This is a genomic window from Snodgrassella sp. W8135 (assembly GCF_016101225.1).
In the GTDB taxonomy this organism is placed as follows: Bacteria; Pseudomonadota; Gammaproteobacteria; order Burkholderiales; family Neisseriaceae; genus Snodgrassella; species Snodgrassella alvi.
Genome location: NZ_JACFQX010000002.1, coordinates 54,523 through 72,276, shown reverse-complemented (window position 1 = coordinate 72,276; position 17,754 = coordinate 54,523). Strand labels below are relative to the sequence as shown.

Here is a 17,754-nt window from a genome sequence, read left to right as displayed (position 1 = left end):
CAGTTGCGGACTTAATTTGCATGAACACACAATCCATTACCGCCTTACTTAACACAATATCCATTCCGAACAGTAACCGTACACTGGGCAGTGAAAAAGCCCTGAGTAATGTTACCGTCGCCAGTGACGGCATTCATCTGGATCTTACTTTTCCCTATCCGGTTGCCCATCTGATTGACGAACTGCAACAGCGTATTGATCAGGCCATTACCACTGAATTCGGTGACACACCATTATTTGTTCAGGTACAACTGGCGATAGGTAAACATAAAGTACAGCCCGGTGTGCAAACCATTGCCGGCGTCAAAAATATTATTGCGGTTGCCTCAGGTAAAGGCGGTGTGGGCAAATCGACTACCAGTGCTAATCTGGCAATTGCCCTGAGCCGCATGGGTGCCCGTGTCGGCGTCCTTGATGCTGATATTTACGGCCCCAGCCAGCCTACCATGCTCGGTGTCGCCGGCCTTGAACCGCGTCAGCATCAAGATAAACTGATTCCGGTCATAGCTGCCGGTGAAATTCAGGTGATGTCCGTTGGTTTTCTGGTTGATACTGATCAGGCAGTTATCTGGCGCGGCCCGATGGTTAGTCAGGCTTTACAGCAGCTTCTGTTTCAGAGCCAGTGGGATGATGTCGATTATCTGATTATCGACTTACCCCCCGGTACAGGCGATATCCAGCTGACACTGGCACAGAAAATTCCGGTTACCGGTGCGGTTGTAGTGACCACACCGCAGGATATTGCACTGATTGATGCGCGTAAAGCAGTCAATATGTTCCAGAAAGTCAATATTCCCATTTTTGGCGTACTTGAAAACATGTCGATGCATATCTGCTCTAACTGCGGCCATACCGAATCTATTTTCGGACAGAATGGCGGTAAACAGCTTGCTGATAAACTCGGTGTTCCCCTGCTGGGTCAGCTACCGTTAACAATGGCTGTACGTGAGGCCATGGATAACGGTACCGCCGGCATACTGGCAGAGCAGCAGCCGCAAATAGCCGGCTTGTATGAACAGGCTGCATGGCAGCTGGTGCAGGCACTGGCAGATCAGGGTAAAGACTATAGCCGGCGTTTCCCCAAAATTGTGGTCGAATAAACCTGCACAGCCAAATACATTTACCGAACCATGCGATAATATTCACAACGGTTGTGACTGCACGGCCGTTTTAACAGCCTGTCTGCATCCGGCGCAGCCGTCAGACACAGCAAATTGAATTTAACCTGTTGTAACCAATGACACCCTTGGTGATGCCATTTTATGAACACACCGTTTTGGCCGTTACTGGCCTTGCTTGCCGATGGTCTGGCACATGAAGTCCAGACACTAGCAGGCATTCTGAATAAAAAAATACCGCAGCTCAATGCAGCATGGCAGGATATGCCTGCCCATATCCAGAATCTGCTGCGTCAGCGTAATGGTGTCTGGCAGCTAACTAAAACTCTGGCATTAATACCGGAACACATCTTCAATACCAGTGCCCGTCAGTACGGGTTTAATCCGCAGCTGCTGGAGCAGACCACATCGACCAACAGCGTCCTGCTGGAGCAATTGCGCTATGCACCGGTAAATACAGCGCCGCAAATCTGTCTGGCTTATGAGCAGACTGCCGGGCGCGGACGTCAGGGCAAATCATGGCAAAACCGCATCGGTGACTGCCTTATGTTCAGCCTGAGCTGGTCATTTAAGCGGCCTCAGGCAGAACTTGGCGGTCTGGCGCTGGTAGTAGCGCTGGCTGTCGCACAAACTTTACGCGAGCTCGGTGTAGCGGCACAAATTAAATGGCCGAATGATCTGATGCTGGATAAAAACAAACTTGGCGGCATCCTGATTGAAACCATAGCGCAACAGAATCAGACCACTGCTGTTATCGGTATCGGCATCAATTTCAGTCTGCCCGATCAGGTAGGCACAGCCGCAGCTATTCTGTCTCTTCTGCCACATGCACAGGTAACACAGATTTTTCAGGGTGTTCTGGCCAAACTGGCACAATATCTGCCTCTGTTTGACCAGACCGGGCTAGATCCGTTTCTTAATGATTACAACCAGCTGCATCGGGATCAGGGACAAATAGTCCATCTCTTGGCCAACGGCAAGACCATTGCCGAAGGTACCGTTAACGGGATTGCAGCATCGGGGGCTTTATTGCTGCAAACTGCCGACGGAGAACGCAGTTTCGTCACCGGTGAAATCAGCCTGCGCCCGGGGACTGCACAGAATCAGGTACAAGCCAATAACAGAAAACGCTATCTGTTGCTAGATGCCGGCAACAGCAAACTCAAATGGGCATGGGTAGAAAACGGCTGCATACTGGGTTATGGCAAAGCAGCCTACTACGACCTGAAGCCCCTGATACAGGACTGGACCAGACAAGGGGCCGGCGTACAGCGCATTATCGGCTGTGCTGTCTGTGGAGAAGCCCGCCAGCAGCAAATCGCTGGTATTCTGCCACTGCCAGTACAGTGGCTGCCTTCCATGCCGGAAGCACTCGGTATCTGTAATCATTACCGCAATCCGGCCGAACATGGTGCCGACCGCTGGTTTAATCTCATCGGCAGCCGGCGCTACAGCCGTCAGGCCTGTGTTGTAGTCAGCTGTGGTACAGCTGTCACAGTAGATGCCCTTACCGACACCAACCATTATCTTGGTGGCAGTATCCTGCCGGGTTTTTATTTAATGAAAGAGGCATTATCGCGGCGCACTGCTAACCTTAACCGGCCGCTGGGCAAACCATACGCTTTTGCCACCACCACTCCGAATGCCATGGCCAGCGGCATTATGGACGCAGTCTGCGGGGCTATTGTGCTGATGCATGCGCGCCTGCAACAGAAAATCGGTGCCGGCAAACCTGTCGACATTATTATTACCGGCGGTGGTGCCAATAAAGTGGCTCAGGCACTCCCTAATACATTTGTCTTAGACAACCGCATTGAAATTGTGGATAATTTAGTGATTTACGGTTTACTAAACTGGGTTGAATACGCATGAAATGGCTGTTTGCAATTTTGGTAGCACTCAATATCATTGTTTTTGGCAGCATGATAGCAGGGAAACTGGTACATAGTAATTCTGGTGCACCTGCTGCAGCCAGTGCCGCCAGCCCTGAAACAGAAGCTATTGCACCAGCCAGTCCGGATATCAGTGTACGGCAGGCAACAGAAACTGAAACTGTTGCCAGCAGCAATACAACAGCGGCTAAAGCTGCCAGCAAAACAGAAACCACTGCTGCGCCCAAAACAACTACTGCCGCTACTACTAATGCTTCCGACAACACTGACAAACAGCCTGCTGCTCCGGCCAATACCTGTACTGCCACTGTTACCCTGCCGGAAGACGATTTTCATCGTATCAAAGGCCTGCTTACTCACTGGCCGTTTACCACCAGCCGCTTTATAGAACAGGTCAGCGCTCCGGCCAAAACCCGTCAGACAGCTGCTCCTACCCGCTACATGGTTGCCCTCTCTTCCGGTAATGACAGCAGTATACGTGCCCGTCTGCAGGAACAGGGATTTGACTACGGTGTTAATCAGGGTAAAGTCAGCCTTGGCGTATTTAACCGCCGTGAAGATGCAGAAGGCCTGATGGCGCGAGCCAAAATGCAGGGATTCAGTGACGCCTTTATCACCACATTGGGCGGTAGCAGCGACAGTGACAGCCAGTCATCCGGCGGTTCCGCTACCAGCATTGCCAAAATGCGCGTTGTATTCAGTGGTGTAGACAACTCAGCTATGCAGGACATCAACGCCATTACCGGTCGTTACGGCCGGATGCAGCGTAGTGGTAAATGTCATTAAGCCGGCACCTATCCGCTTAAATATTCATGAGTACCCGTGCAGTTATCCTGAAAAACATATCCGCTAATCTGCTGCTGCAACTGATAACTGCACTGGGCGGATTCATCCTGCCGCCGTTAATTGTTGTAACCTATGGTTCAGCAACCAACGGTATGCTGGCCTCTATCAAACAGTTTATTGCCTGCCTGACTTTACTGGAGGCTGGCATCGGTGCAGCTGCCGTCGTAGCCCTTTATCAGGCGCTGACTGCACAGGATAACCAGCTGCGTAACCGCATTCTCGCAGCCGCCCATCACTTTTACCGCATCTCCGGCTGGCTGTTTGCCGTCGCATTACTGATACTGGCTATCCTGTTTGCCTGGCTTACCCACACCGAAATCAGTGCCAGCCTTACCTTTTACATGGTACTGATAATGGGTGCCGTGAATATTCTGGATTTTTTCTTTTTCGGCAGCTACCGTGCCTTACTTACTGCCGACCAGAAAACCTATATCATCTCCGCCATTCAGGCAGGCAGCATCTTCGTTAACATCGTCGTATGCTACTGGCTGATTCGTAACGGCTATAGTATTCTGACTGTTCAGTTTATCTCTACCCTGATACAGGCGAGTAAATTTCTGTTGTACCGTCACTATGTAAAACACCACTATCACAATCTGAACCAGCATTACGACAAACATAACGCGTATAAGCTGCAACAAACATGGGATGCCCTAACCCATCAGCTAACCGGTCTGCTGATATTCAGCTCACCGCTGGTACTGATTACTTTTTTCCTGTCCCTGAAAGACGCCAGCATCTACGCCGTTTATGCGTTGATTTTCGGCGCCATCAAAATGGCCTTGCAATCACTGTCACAAGGCATGCAGGCTATTTTCGGTCATAGCCTTACCACAGATATCCAGCGTACCCGTCAGAATTTCTGCCGCTATAATCGTCTCTTTATGTGCTTTCTGGGCTGGGTTTATACATGCACCGGCCTGTTGCTGACGCCCTTTATTCAGCTTTATACCCGTAATATGACCGATGCCAACTACCATCAGCCCGTGCTGGCTGCCCTGTTTTTACTGGTGGGCATTATTGAAAACAGCCGTATTCCGAGTATGACCATGATCATGGCAGCCGGTCGCTACAAAGACACCAAACCACAGGCACTGATCGAAGCTGCTCTGAACATTACCTGCTCAGTATGCTTTATACAGATATGGGGCAGTGCCGGCATTTTGCTTGCAGCACTGATATCATTTCTTTACCGCAGCAGTGAAATGGTGCATTACACCAGCAAACACATTCTGTCCCTGCCCTGCACCCGTGCCTATCTGCTGTGGCTGACAGTTTTTGCTACCATCGCCATCATCCTCACTATTGGCTGGCATCCGGTAAACAGCATCAGTGTACATACCTTTATCGATTGGATTAAACTTGGCTTTATTACCGGTCTGAGCACCACCATACCCTTTGGCATCCTGTTAATTCTGATTTATCGCCGGCCTGCCCAATGATACCCAAACTGATTCACTATTGCTGGTTCGGACCTCAGCCACTGCCTGCCGTCACCCAACAATATATTGCCAGCTGGCGCCAGTTTCTGCCCGATTACCAGATTCAGCTGTGGAACGAACACAATTTTGACTATCAGGCTAACGCTTACACCCGTTCAGCCTATGCTGCTGGAAAATATGCCTTTGTAGCCGATGTCTGCCGTATTCAGGCACTTTATCAGCATGGCGGCATCTATCTGGATACCGATGTACAGATGATTGCCTCATTCGACCCGTTTCTGCACCATCACTGCTTCACCGGTTTCGAACAGGGCATGAATCCCTATACCCGCGAGCTTACCTGTAACCCTCAGGCCGGCGTAATGGGCTGTGAAGCCGGCAGCATTCTTATGCAGGATATCTGGCAACAGTATCAGAATCTTGAATTCAACCCGCAGCAGCTTATTACCATCAACCAGTTATTTAAACAAATATACCAAAAGCATGGAATTATCCTTAACGATCAGCAGCAGGAAATTCCCGGCTATGTCTGCGTTTATCCAAGTGATTACTTCATGGCCAAAAATGCCTATACCCATGAACTGAACCGTACTGCTAATACTGTCTGCATTCATCACTACGACGGTACATGGCTTAATGACAGTAAAGGCGTCAACCGACTCAAACGCAGAATCCTGAATACTCTGCGTACTACACTTGGCGCCCGTAACAGTCAGAAACTGATAGCGCTGCTCAAACGGAAAAACCGATGAACACCAGTACTGACAATACCCCGGTTGATTTTGTTCTGCCATGGGTAGACAACAGCGATCCGGACTGGCTGGCTGCAAAAAACCACTATCAGCCACAGCATCAGGGACACAGTGACGCGACCAGTAATAACCGTTATCAGGATTTCGGCACCCTGCGTTATGTACTGCGCTCCATTGAAAAAAACTGCCCGTGGTATCACAAAATTTACCTGATAACCGCCGATCAGCAGCCGCCATGGCTGAAAACCAGTCATCCGAAAATAGAAATTGTCAGCCACCGGCAACTGTTTATCCGCCCGCAGAATCTGCCAGTATTCAATTCCTCAGCTATCGAAATGAATCTAGTTAACCTTAAAGGCCTGAGTGAACAATTTGTTTATCTTAACGACGACACCGTCATTTTGCGTCCTGTCCCGCGTGAGCGGCTGTTTCAGCACGGGCTGCCGGTAGACTTTCTCTGTCATGGCTGGCTAAAGCGTGGCAGCCTGTTTCGCCGTCTGCGCGGCCGCAACAGCTGGGTAGATGCACTGAATAACAATATTGCCCTGATTAACCGCCTGTATCAGCCGGCCTCACTGAAAAATCAGCAATTATTTGCTCATAGCTACAGTTTGCGTGAAAAATTCAGCAATTTCCTGCTCAAATACCTTTACCGCCATTATTTCTGGTTTGCTCACTGGCATCTGCCCCAGCCTTACACCCGCAGTACCCTGCAACAGGTTTATCGGCACTTCGAACCGGAAATACTTGCCAGCACCGCAAACCGCTTCCGCGCCGGTAACGACCTCACCATCTACCTTAATCGCTACTGGCAACTGGCCAGCGGTGCATTCGTACCCCAAAAACACAACGACGGCTTCGTGCGCAACATCAGCAACATCACCGAACTGAATAACGCTATCCATTATCTGCATCACCACCCGGAAATCCGTTTTGTCTGTCTCAACGATACCTGCACCAGCAACAACAGTACCGAACTGGCACAACTGCACGCTGCTCAAAGTGCATTTTACGAGCACTACCTGCCCGATCCGGCCTCATTTGAACAAAACAGCCAGCAGCCATCATCACAGTATAAATAGATATAAATGTAAAAAAACAGCAACTATCTTTGATGTAACAGCATAAACCTGCACCCGTCGTCATCTGAGAGGCACCTGCCTGCATTGTTGCGATATAATAAACAAATCTTGACAAACTATTAGCATAGGCATCCATCACTGCCACAACCATGAAAACGCGCCCTTTTTCCGTTCTGCTTTCCTTATATGCACAGGAACATCCCGACTGGCTCAGCGCCTGTCTGGAAAGCCTGTGTACGCAGAGCATACAGGCCGACGAAATCATCATGGTACTGGATGGTGCCGTAGGTACTGAACTGCATAGCGTACTGAACAGCTATCAGACCCGGCTGCCTCTGAAAATCGTCCCCCTGCCGCAACACGTCGGTCTCGGACATGCCCTTAATGCCGGACTGGAACACTGCCGGCATGAATGGATCATGCGCATGGATACTGACGACATCTGCGCACCCGGACGGTTTGAATACCAGTGGGCATATATCCTGGAAAACCCCGATATCGCCCTGTTCAGCGGGCAGATAGCCGAATTCAGCACAACCCCGGAACTAAGCGGCACAGTCAGGCAGGTACCTCTTACAGACACTGCCATCCGCCATTATGCTCAATGGCGCAACCCGATTAATCACATGGCTGTGGCCTACCGCAAAAGTGCGGTACAGGCAGTAGGCGGCTATCAGCATCACCAATGGATGGAAGATTACAACCTGTGGCTGCGCCTGCTGGCGGCCGGCTATCAGGCAGCAAACCTGCCGGAAACCCTCGTGTATGCCCGTGCCGGTCACAACATGCATGCCCGCCGGCGCGGGCTGCGCTACCTTCGCAGCGAATGGCAGCTGCTGCGTCTTAAACACCGCCTCAAAAGCCAGCCATTGCTGCCGGCACTAAGCTGTTTTGCCCTGCGCGGCAGCAGCCGTCTGCTGCCCACCAGCCTGCTGGGCAACCTCTACCAACATTTGCGCCTGAACAAATAAAAAACAATTATGCGAAGTTTACTGTCCTATAAAAGCCGTCTTTTCTTCGGAACCCTGCTGGTAATGCTACTGCCACTGGCCATCATGGAGCCTATTAAAGGCTTTGCTCAGGGACGTGCTGCTTTCATCACCAGCATAATTCTTGCCGGTATTGCCCATATTCTGACAACCAAATCTTTATCCGTATTCAGCAACTTTCCTGGCAGAAAATCCGCAGTGATTGCTCTGCCGCATGCTTTCTTCTGGTTTTTCGGCATGTGGATGACGGCCAAATTCTTTAACCTGCCCTATACCGTATGGTTTTTATTCATGGCAGGCTGTCTGTCCCTGTTTCTGTGTATTTCTTATATCTATTACCGCAACAAATTCATAACAACCTACGCATACCTGCCCTACGGACGTGCCAGCAACGCCGACCAGCTTCCCAATGTCAACTGGATAAAATTAACCTGCCCCTGCCTGCCTGAGACCTCTGTTATTAACGGCATTGTTGCCGACCTGCACGAACCTGAGCTCGACAACCACTGGCAGAAATTTCTTGCTCGGCAAACCCTCAATGGCATGCCTGTCTACAATATTCGTCAGGTAGAAGAATTTCTTACCGGACGGGTTAAAATTCATCACCTATATGAAAATGATCTTGGTTCTTTACTGCCTTCACCAACCTATGTATTAATTAAACGCGTATTCGACATCGTTCTTATCCTGCTATCTGCCCCTGTTACCCTGCCGGTAATGCTTATTACTGCCATTGCCATCAAACTTGAAAGCCCGGGTAACATCCTGTTCCGGCAAAACCGTGTAGGACGCAGCGGCAAAGAATTCTGTATTTATAAATTTCGCAGCATGTGCAGCGATTCAGAGAAAAACGGTGCCCGCATGGCGCAACTTGGGGATGCCCGCGTCACCCGTATCGGACACATCATCCGCAAAACCCGCATCGACGAGCTGCCGCAGTTCTGGAACATCCTGAAAGGTGACATGAGCCTGATTGGTCCCCGCCCCGAGCAAAAAGTATTTGTCGACCAGTTTATTCAGGAAATTCCCTTTTATGACTACCGCCACATTGTCAAACCCGGAATTTCCGGCTGGGCGCAGGTTACTCAGGGCTACGCTGCCGACACCGAACAAACCCAGATAAAAATCGAACATGATTTTTACTACATCAAACATTTTTCCTTCTCACTTGATATACTCATATTCTTCAAAACCCTCAAAACCATGCTCACCGGCTTCGGCGCACGCTAACCCAGCCATCTCATACAAAACGCTACCAGTAAAATCTTACCGGTAGCGTTGCAATACACAAACAGAAACCCATAAATCCAACAAAAAGCAAACCATGAACATCAAAACAGCCAAGCAGTAATACTCATAACATCGCTTAAACTTCTGTTTTCCGCCATTTTCTATAATCTATTCAATTCCTTTAATTACATACCAATCAAAATCTGCCTGCACTGCGCATCCATATACACGTATCCAAAAATAATAATCACATCCATTGCCGAATCCAACATCAATCTATAGCAATTAGCGCATAACATGCCGCAACCAAATCTATGCAAAACCAATTATCAAAACGCAATATTATTCATATATAAATATTTATTCCCCCATATATAACATACCCTGACAATATAATTATTTCACAAACCTTATTTAGTCATTAACAATTATCAAATAACAGAAAATTTAAACACCAAACAACATTCAGCCATTCCCTGAATGTAAATAACATGTTAATTTATCTTTATAAAATAAAGAAAAAGGGCTGCTTATGAAGTCTGGATATAAAAAGATTGTGCTTATCGGGGTGCTGCTGTGGCAGGTGCTGCTGTTTGCCGGCTGTGACTATTATGTGAGCGAACAACCAGCACAGCAAGCACCTCTGTTCTATAACCGTGATAGCCGTGGCCGCGCCGATACTATTGGCAAACTCGGTACTTACTCTATCAGCATTCCTGCAGGAGTGATTGATGGCTGGGCACGCTATATGGGCGATCCGGGCGATTTTGCTGATCCGAAAATCAAAGCCAGATACCAGCGGCCACCTAAAACCTATGATTTACCAATTGAATCATTTGGCTTTCTGTATCGCATTACCGATGGCGATGTCTATACCTCTTTCCGGAAAACAGAAGAGGATTATCGCCACGATAATGAAACCTTAATCCCGTATGGCAAGCCTTTCCCTTGGGCCGATGTCATTATCTATGGCGAATATGATGATGCAGAACCGTTGAATTTTAATTTCACGGTTCAGGATGACTTCAGAGTATCAAAAGAAATTTCAAATATTGATTATATCCAGCAGGAACAACCGCTATATGACCTAACCGTATATCGAGCAAATAATGGTATTGATCCGGAAACCGGCGAACCATGGAAATCGGATACCCTTACCAAAGATAGAATGATTAAAAAAGATCAGGCTGGCAATATTAAAACCTATATTGACTGTCAATTCACTCAGCATATAAATATTTGTAATCAAATGTTTTATAATGATTATTGGCATATAAAAATCCTTATTGTTTATAACCGTGTTTACCTGCCGCAATGGCAGGAAATGGAGAGCGATATTATCAATATACTGAATAGCTGGCGGGTAAGTCGGGAAGGCAAACTGCTAGGCAAACAGATTGGTAAGACCTAGTTTTTGATAGTGGTACAACCTATTAGTTATCTTAGGGAGAAGAGCATATTAGAGGCACAAAAAAAGCAAAAACTGAATTCAGCTATGCCTAATCCCGATATTATTTCAGACACAGAGAATATATTCCAACTTAAATTACTGATTTAACAATATTAATATAGATCAAGGTAATGAATTTTATTCGAGTAAATAATTATTTAACCATGAAATTCATTTACAGTATTACTTCGCTATGAAATTATTAATTTAAAAATCCTAGAATTTGTTGACAACTTATCATTTTAAAAATATACTTCATGTAATACATGTATTTCATGAAGTAATTGAATAAATTTTTAGAAATTAATTTTTATAGGAGGCACTCATGTTAAAAAAATTATTTATTTCCTAAAGTAAAAATAAAAAACAAAATAGACTAATTAAAAGTTTAGAGTATCTTGTACATGGATACGTGTATGAAAGTGAGCGTGGACAGTCTAAATTAGGATCAAGTAAACTCATAGGCCACCAAGATATCCTCTTACACGTGTAAAGAAGAAAGATTAATATCAATTAAATGAAAGAAGAACACAGAAAACATTAAAAAAATTTGTAGATATTCTAAAAAATTTTTGAATATATTAAAAATAAATTATTTATTTTTAATATATTCAAATTTAAGTAAACAGATATATTTTTTTAATACATACATTATTTTATTTATGCAAGTGTGATAAAATTTTACAAGGAGTTATCAATGCTGTTAGTAAAAAATAAACTTCAGGCTATTGAAAATATTGAAAAATTTCAGTCAGAATTAAATAAAAAAAATAAAAAAAATAAATTAGTTGCTACTTTAGGACAATTTTCAAAATGGTTTGCCTTTAAAAGTGAATCTGGTCAATGGATATTTGGACCAAGTAAATTTATAGGCTACCAAGGAATCTCTTTAGAAGAGTATGAAAAAAAAGATGAATATCAATTAGATGGAAGAAAAACGGATGATATATTGAAACAGTGGAAAAGTACTCCGACGAAAGAGGAATTAGAAGAATTAACAGATAATATCAATAGTTTTTTAGACATTTATGGAAAACACTTGAAAAAAAATGCTGCTATATATCTTTTAAATAAGTCTCATCAAGAAGAATTAGAACAGAGCAAAGCTTTTATCACTATATTAAAAACTTGGGATAAGCGAATACAGAAAAAGGTTATTCAAGACATACAAACATATAGTGACCACTATTTAAAGTGATCGAAAAAGTATAGGCGAACACTAATACAATAGTACTTATACTTAATAATCTTGAATTAGCATTTGTGAATCTAAATAAGATAGATATAAATTAATTTAACCAATAATTTATTTAAACTACTTATGTTTAATTCTTTTATAAAACTCAAATACTAATACTTATCTGAGTACACCGATAAAAAATAATTAAACGTGTTGCAAGTTTATAAATATCTTATTGAATAAATGCAGATGACTAATGATCTGAAAAAAGATAAGCTACAATGAACTATCACAAACCGATACAATACTCAGGGAGCCGGCATGACCCTGTTTTTACCCTTAATTTACCTGCTCTGTGGTCTGATCGCCGGCAAATTAACCCGGGATACAAAACCTGTTTTGTCTCTGCTACTGACAAAATTTATTATCCCTGTCGTAATTATCTATAATATAGCGACCAATTTCAGCAATATGGGCGCGGTATTAATTACCACTATTGTCGTTATGAGCATAATGCTGCTTACCGGTAAATTTCTCCGGATCAATCCGGTAAGCACCCTGTGTTTCAGCTATCTGAATATTGGCTGGCTCGGTCTTCCCGTAGCAGCCTCGCTCTTTGGTAATCAGGCTGCAGCAATATTTATATCTGCCTATATCGGCAGTTCTATTGTCGGTAACTCTCTTGGGGCATGGCTGCTTACCGGCATCCGGTTCAATATCAGAAAACTGATTCAGATGCCTCCCGTCATTGCCCTTATTATTGGCTGCTTACTGTTACCACTGGGTAAACAAATCCGCGAGCTGGATATAATTTATTCCCTCGCCAAATTTCTGATGAGCTTTCTTGGCATGGCTATTCTTGGTATGTGGCTGGCTAAAAGCAGAATTACACTGACCGACATCAGAAACACCATTCAGACCTTCCTGAAAAAAGCTGCGGCTTATTTCTGCATCCTCTCCGCCCTGCTTGGCCTTGCCTGTCTGTGCCGGCAGAACCTTATTCTGGAAAATATTGCCGCACTTTACTTATTTTGCCTGCTTCCTCCGGCAGCCAATATCATTGTTCTTGAAACCCACTATCTGGGTACCGGTTACTCCGTTAAACCCATTTCCTGTGGTACTTGTATCAGCATTATAGCTATCGGCATCTATGCTACAGGTATTATGGCAATAAAATTAACTAACTAGTTTGAAATTGTTCAACCAACATACTTTCAGCCATTTCTTTTAGTAATTCGATAATATTTCTCTTGTTTATTATCTACACAGAAATCCTGTATTAAACCTTGTTCTTTTAGTGCTAACAACAGACGACTATAATCTTCACAACATTTAATCTTTGGCGCACCACGATTCCATATTTTATTAAATTCGCCTAATTGCATACTCTTTAATGCCTGCCTTCGCTCTGATACATGCATATATTTATAGGGTAAAGCCTGAATAAATAAATCAATTTTTTTATTCTCTCCTAGCTTTTCAGAAATAAGCAATTTATTCAAAAAATTATCTGCAATATCTGTTTTTTGTTTTATTACAATCAATTCACAATTTTTAATTGACTGTTCTACGATAAAACTCTGAATATCTTCATCATGTTTATCATAGTCTTTGATTAGATTCACTAAATCATCTTTATTAAAGTTATGCTCCAGTACATATGCCATTATCTTAGATGAAAAAGAATATTTAATAACCGAAACTGGTTTGTTAGTATAGTTCAACAAGTTAATTGCATCATCATCACTAAGTTCTAATTCAAGAAGCTGCAGTGCTTCCCCAAAATTAAACAATTCGGTTTCTTCAGATATTAAATTAAGATAGTCTGCAATATGTGTCTGTAGATATTTTAAAGCGATTTCTCCATCGCAATGAGCTCTTATAAATTTCAATGCCTGCGGGCTTCTCTCAATTGAAACAAAATCAATATTATTATTTACCTGTTTGACAATAAGATTCTGAATATCAGCTTCATAACTCTGATAATTATTAATCAGCCCAGTTAAATCATTAGTATCAAAATTATACTCCAGAACATATACCATTACTGCCGGTGAAAAATTTTGCTCACAAATAGATACCGGGTTATCAGTACATTTCAGTAACCTGATAGCACTATCGTCATCAACTGGTTTATTAATCAGGCTTAATGCTTCTTCATAGTCAAATAATTCATTATCTTCTTCTATTAAATCAAGATAATCTATGAGATTTTTTTGGATAAAATATAAAATCGCTTCATTATCATAATTCAATTTAATAAAATCCAGAGTAGATCTACTTACTTTTTTATATTTATCAAAGTTTAAACAAATTATTTTATTATCGACTAAAATTTTAAACTTATTTATATCTATATTTTCAATATCAAATCTCCCATAATCAACACCTAAAGTCGATAATATTTCTTTGTATTTATAATTAGTTATTTTTTGATTAATGATTATTACATCAAAAAATTCACTTTTTACATTTTTGTATTCGTCATTAGAAACTCCTTTAAAATCTAATTTTTTTTCATTATTATTAATAAATTCAATCAGATATTCATCTACCGATTCATCCGTTTCTTTTATATGCTGGAAATAACAAAGAATATTTTCTTCGTTATAAGCAAGTTTACCCGGACACAATAATTTTTGCCATAACTCAGTATTCTCAACCTTATCTAAGCTGATAATAGGGGTTTGTAAATATTTTATATACTCCAGCTTATGCTCCTGAGAAATATCGTCATGATTTAACAAATACAGCACTTTAGTTTCGTTATCAGATATTTTCTGTTTACAATTGGCCAATATCAGATGCAGGTAAACATCTATATTTTGGGCAATATAATCTGCCAATGGAGAATCAGGTTTATTTTGAACACAAGTATAATTACCATGAATAATATCCTGCTCATCTACAATAGAATATTGTGTAGATAACATCAATTTAATATTAGCAAAATTCAGCTCGTATAACGAGTTATCATAAACTTCATTGAACAAATCTTTATTTGCAGTTTCATAATTGATTTCTGTAAATTTAATATCAAGAAATTTAAATTGTTTTACTAATTGTTCTACATCAGGTGCTGCTATATTTAAATAATCAGTGCTATTGGCAATATAATTACTGAGACAATTATCATATTCATTAATTTTTTTAATAACATCCTGAGGTAAGCAATATAAAATCTTTAAAGACAAATCATAGAGTATATAACTAGGAACTAATTGACTAAATAATGCAATCTTAAAAAAATTTGGTGAATATTCACTTAATAAATTTACAAATTTTTGTAAATTTTCTTCGCTTGATACAGGCCAGAATACATTAATAAATTTTATATTTTCTACCACCGAGAATTGACATAAGATAGCTTTTAATTTTTCTGCATAGTTTTCTGATTCAGTTAATAGATAATTAACTAAATCAACATTCAATATCTCTGGCTTTGAAAAATAATCTATCTGATGCTGAAGTTTCCCAATAACCAATTCAGGATTATTCAGTTTATATTCATACTCTTTCTTGATTTCATCCATAATACTACGCAAATAAATTTTATCAGCTATAGTTAAACTATTAGGATAAAAATAAGTCATATAATCAGCATAAGTTTCATCAATATAGCCATTGCGAATTAAATATTTTATTAAAGAAAAGTATGGACTATTTTTTATTTCTAAAGCTTTTTCATTCTTTTCTATATTATTAGAATTACTCGGATATTCATCAAAAATTTGGTCAATATTTGTCTTATTAAGGATATATTTTAATTTTTTATTTGGTAGCTGCGAGATTTCTTTCTGAATATTTTCTTTTTCTTTGTTTATTAATTCTATGTTTTTTTTATATTCTGATTGACAACAATCAAATTCAAATCGTTGCTGATGATTTAAAATCACTTCATGGACGTCTGAGTTATATCTGTTTCTATATTCATTTCGTTGCACTTCATATTTTTCTTTTATTCCTTCTATAGATTTATGATGATTTTCCTCAATATTTTTAATCTCTAAATCACAATCATCTATATTTGCTGATAATTTATCCTTTTCATTCTTAATATAAATTGGTTTATTATTAAATATATAAAATACAAACCCCTGATTCATCTGCAATAATGTAAAATCTAAAGGAAATAAATTTTTATAGACAATTATCGCAAACATTTTATTAGCATTGAGTTCAAGTTTATCATTATTATTTATATTTGAATAATACAAATGAAATTCATTACAGATGTTTTTTAGCAATCTCATATCATCAATATATAACGATATTCCTTCTAAAAAACCATTTTCTATTTTATTTCCATCTATATAGATTTTTAAAATTGTTATTAGTTGATCATAGGAATTTGAACCATCAACTACAGGAACTACTGGAATAATGAAATCAAAAAATTTTGTTCTGTCTTTGGTGCAAAATATATCATCACGTAACAAATAGAAAAACCTTAATATTTTTGTTTCCTTTTTTTGATACTATTTTAATTGATTATTCGTTAGCTTATTGATTTCCTGTAATCGTTCAAAAATACGCACATTATCAAACCGGTCAATATCCTCAAAGACAATTACATCTACATCAGCATTAGCAAAAAGATAAACAACCTCATTTAAATATTTATCAAAAAAAGAATCACTGGACTCTGTAACAATTTCTATTTCATTGCCCTGAAATTTCAGTTTTCTGAATATATTTTTATACTTCTGAATTTTAATAATATAGTAAAGAAATATTGCAAACAGACCCATACTCCAGATAGCACTGCTCAAAAGAAATATCTTAGTAGTCAACCCAAGTAATAAATCTTTTAAGCCACTATACTCCAAGGACAAAACAAATTCTTTCCATGTTGCAGAAAATATAATATCCAGCATAAAGAGCAAGAAAATAATACTGCTTACTGTAATTGCCAATAAATCTCTTTTACTAGTAATTCTTTTAACAGCAAAATTGCTTTGTGGTATTTGTTCTGCCGAAATCTGATGAATCAGCTGATTCAGAATTTTAGCTTCGAGGATTGATAATTCATTATTTTCATTTTTGGAATTTGCTTCTTTGTTCAGAACTTCAGATAAATGATTATTTTCTGTACGAAAATGAGCCAGTGATATGTGCAGAAATTTTCTACCCGGCTTTCTATTCGTATTTGTAGTTTGAAGATACTTTTTATATGATTCAATCAGGCTGCTTTTACCTGAACCATATGCGCCTGAAATTGCAATATTTCTAACATCGTCATGTTGAAAAACATAATCAAAAGCTCTTTTACTTTCCTTTAAATCAACCTCGGTGTAGGGTGTTAATTTTTGATATTTATATTCTGCTTCTTCATTTTGTTCTGACGATGACTTTGACTCATTACTTTTATTTTTATATTTAGCCTTGGACAACCATCCATATATCTTTTTACACCATAATTTATACTTAACGTCAGACATATTGAATTATTTATACAGTTATACATTAATTTACATTTTAACAATTTAATACTGAAAATCAATATACTAAAAGATTATTTTTTACATACAATCTATTTTGACAAAGAATCAATTCCGATATATCTCCAGATAAACTACGAAATTTTAAATTTAATATATATCAGCTACCGATTCTAATTCAAAAATTACTAAAAAGTAATTATGTCAAACTGCATAAATAGATTCAATTTCATAGACACAAGTTTCTTGCACGGAATACTTCAACAGTATTTCCGTTTATATTATCCCTAAGACAGCTGATGGTTATACCGGTTAATAATAACCGTATCTAT

At 40.7% G+C, this 17,754-nt stretch carries 11 protein-coding genes and 1 pseudogene; 11 read left to right on the top strand and 1 reads right to left on the bottom strand.

The features are described from left to right. Positions 1-20: 20 nt before the first annotated feature. The 11 genes from apbC to H3T75_RS06335 all read left to right on the top strand — a co-directional run bounded on the left by apbC (position 21) and on the right by H3T75_RS06335 (position 13,169). Complete coding sequence (gene apbC, locus H3T75_RS06385) at positions 21-1,100, top strand: iron-sulfur cluster carrier protein ApbC (protein ID WP_198211332.1); 1,080 nt, start codon at positions 21-23, stop codon at positions 1,098-1,100. Positions 1,101-1,262: 162 nt separating this feature from the next. Then, complete coding sequence (locus tag H3T75_RS06380) at positions 1,263-2,990, top strand: biotin--[acetyl-CoA-carboxylase] ligase (protein WP_198211331.1); 1,728 nt, start codon at positions 1,263-1,265, stop codon at positions 2,988-2,990. Beyond that, complete coding sequence (locus tag H3T75_RS06375; RefSeq protein WP_198211330.1) at positions 2,987-3,796, top strand: hypothetical protein; 810 nt, start codon at positions 2,987-2,989, stop codon at positions 3,794-3,796. The genes H3T75_RS06380 and H3T75_RS06375 overlap by 4 nt, the downstream gene beginning before the upstream one ends. Positions 3,797-3,822: 26 nt before the next feature. Next, on the top strand, positions 3,823-5,298 hold the full coding sequence (locus H3T75_RS06370; protein ID WP_198211329.1) for a lipopolysaccharide biosynthesis protein: 1,476 nt from the start codon (positions 3,823-3,825) through the stop codon (positions 5,296-5,298). Next, entirely contained in the window at positions 5,295-6,050 is a 756-nt protein-coding gene (locus tag H3T75_RS06365) for a glycosyltransferase family 32 protein (RefSeq protein WP_198211328.1), read from the top strand. Before H3T75_RS06370 ends, H3T75_RS06365 begins: the two co-directional genes overlap by 4 nt. Next, complete coding sequence (locus H3T75_RS06360; RefSeq protein WP_198211327.1) at positions 6,047-7,132, top strand: stealth family protein; 1,086 nt, start codon at positions 6,047-6,049, stop codon at positions 7,130-7,132. The genes H3T75_RS06365 and H3T75_RS06360 overlap by 4 nt, the downstream gene beginning before the upstream one ends. A 149-nt stretch (positions 7,133-7,281) precedes the next feature. Next, positions 7,282-8,103, top strand: a complete 822-nt coding sequence (locus H3T75_RS06355; RefSeq protein ID WP_198211326.1) for a glycosyltransferase — start codon at positions 7,282-7,284, stop codon at positions 8,101-8,103. Positions 8,104-8,112: 9 nt separating this feature from the next. Then, on the top strand, positions 8,113-9,351 hold the full coding sequence (locus tag H3T75_RS06350; RefSeq protein ID WP_198211325.1) for a sugar transferase: 1,239 nt from the start codon (positions 8,113-8,115) through the stop codon (positions 9,349-9,351). 532 nt (positions 9,352-9,883) lie between these two features. Further along, a complete protein-coding gene (locus H3T75_RS06345; protein WP_198211324.1) occupies positions 9,884-10,762 on the top strand; it encodes a hypothetical protein in 879 nt (292 codons plus the stop codon). A 736-nt stretch (positions 10,763-11,498) separates the two neighbouring features. Next, positions 11,499-11,999: a hypothetical protein gene (locus H3T75_RS06340; RefSeq protein ID WP_198211323.1), complete on the top strand. Its 501-nt coding sequence runs from the start codon at positions 11,499-11,501 to the stop codon at positions 11,997-11,999. 303 nt (positions 12,000-12,302) lie between these two features. Then, positions 12,303-13,169: a permease gene (locus H3T75_RS06335; RefSeq protein WP_198211322.1), complete on the top strand. Its 867-nt coding sequence runs from the start codon at positions 12,303-12,305 to the stop codon at positions 13,167-13,169. A gap of 26 nt (positions 13,170-13,195) precedes the next feature. Here H3T75_RS06335 and H3T75_RS06330 read toward each other — a convergent pair. Beyond that, positions 13,196-17,422: pseudogene (locus H3T75_RS06330) on the bottom strand (hypothetical protein). Between the last annotated feature and the right edge of the window lie 332 nt (positions 17,423-17,754).